This is a genomic window from Helicobacter sp. L8 (assembly GCF_003660355.1).
GTDB lineage: Bacteria > Campylobacterota > Campylobacteria > Campylobacterales > Helicobacteraceae > Helicobacter > Helicobacter labacensis.
Window position 1 is genome coordinate 1 of the sequence record NZ_QXQR01000048.1, and the last position, 1,482, is coordinate 1,482.

Here is a 1,482-nt window from a genome sequence, read left to right on the forward strand (position 1 = left end):
CAAACTCTTTAACCCAGCTTTCTATCACGCGCGCTAATCTCTCTTTTTGGGGGCGGCTAGATAGAGCACCTCGCTACTGGGCAATAAAGCCTTAGCGCGTTGCTCATCTAATAAGACGATTTTATGAAAACGCCTAGCATCAAGCGCATTGCTATCTGAACTAAAATAATCAATGATGAAGCTTTGCGGGTCTAAAGCCTTGATCTCAATGTCCACACTCCCATCTTTATCCCCAATAGCCCACAATTCCACCACCCCTAAACCCCCCATGATCAAATCCCTATCCCTCTTTATCATTTCCTTATCAAAATTGCGTTTCTGGCTAAAATACTTTAATAAATCATTGAGTAAATCCGCTAGAGGCTTGTCCTCCTCTTGGCGTGGGGTTAGGCGCACTTCTTGAATAGCAGAGATTTTATAGCCTAGTATCTTGTTGACAATCATCTTGTAAATATTTTCTACAATGGGGGTCTGTCCGCGTTCTAAGATAATGTGCAGCACATCGGGGGGTAATTGGTTGCCATGGTAGTAGGCTAGAGCCTGCTTAAACTCCTGCATAGAAGTTAAGCACGCCTGTGAGTCTAGCTTAAAAGCTTCATTAAGGCTATTGAAATCTAGCATGTATTCCCTTTGGCGCGGGGGGTTGCGTTAGTTCTTTGGTTGGGGTGTCCCCGCGCCCTTTTAAGCAAAAGCCTCAAGGAGAAGAGGCAAGAGAATAATAAAATATTTAATTGCAAAAAACAAGGGTTAAAACTTTTCATAGGGGGGTAGGAGTTGTTGATGTGCTTGGCATGTAGCGCCCCCCTATGAGTCCTTAAGGTAATGGGCTAAAAGGATTTAATCAAAGATCGCTTAAGGACTTTTAAAACTCTAACACAAGTGCCCTCTAAAAACAAGGGTTAAAACTACGCTACCCCCTATGTGTCCTTAGCCTAACAAAACCCCTTTTCAAAATCAAGGCTTAATCTTAGGGGGTTTGGTGCAAAAATCTAAGTCCTTTTCTAGGCTCTCCGTGTAGATGAGTAAGGCGCGCACATACTCTAACACCCCTAAGTCCTTATGCGGTCTGCTAGGCTTTTGCACATTGCAAGGTGTGGGCACGAACACATCTTTATACACCACTCTAGGCGCACACCCTAGTAAGAAAAAGGCTAAAAGGATTAATCTTTTCATGAAGTCCTCTAAAAGCCTCTACAATTCACACTAAAGCATAACCACTCGATCGATCAAATCTGCCAAATTGTTCGCATCTAAGTTGTCTAATGCGAAGTAATACGCCATGTTCATTCCTTTTTTAAAAATTCTCTCATCCGTGTAAAGCTTCCTATCTAAGCAAATATTAAGTATTTTTTCTATAGGCTCAATTGGATGGTTTCAACGATGCGTCTAAGTAGGACCCGTGTTTAACCACTGGTGGACCTGCGCTATCTTTGAGGTAGTCGTATGTAGTTACCATCTTTAAAATCTAACCCTTGTTCTAAT

The 1,482-nt window shown here is 42.2% G+C and carries 1 protein-coding gene and 1 pseudogene; both read right to left on the bottom strand.

The genetic code is table 11. The features are described from left to right. A pseudogene (locus EAO37_RS08975) lies at positions 1 to 621 on the bottom strand (portal protein); the annotation flags it as partial. Positions 622 to 954: 333 nt separating this feature from the next. Beyond that, entirely contained in the window at positions 955 to 1,173 is a 219-nt protein-coding gene (locus EAO37_RS08980) for a hypothetical protein (protein WP_120953414.1), read from the bottom strand. Positions 1,174 to 1,482 lie beyond the last annotated feature (309 nt).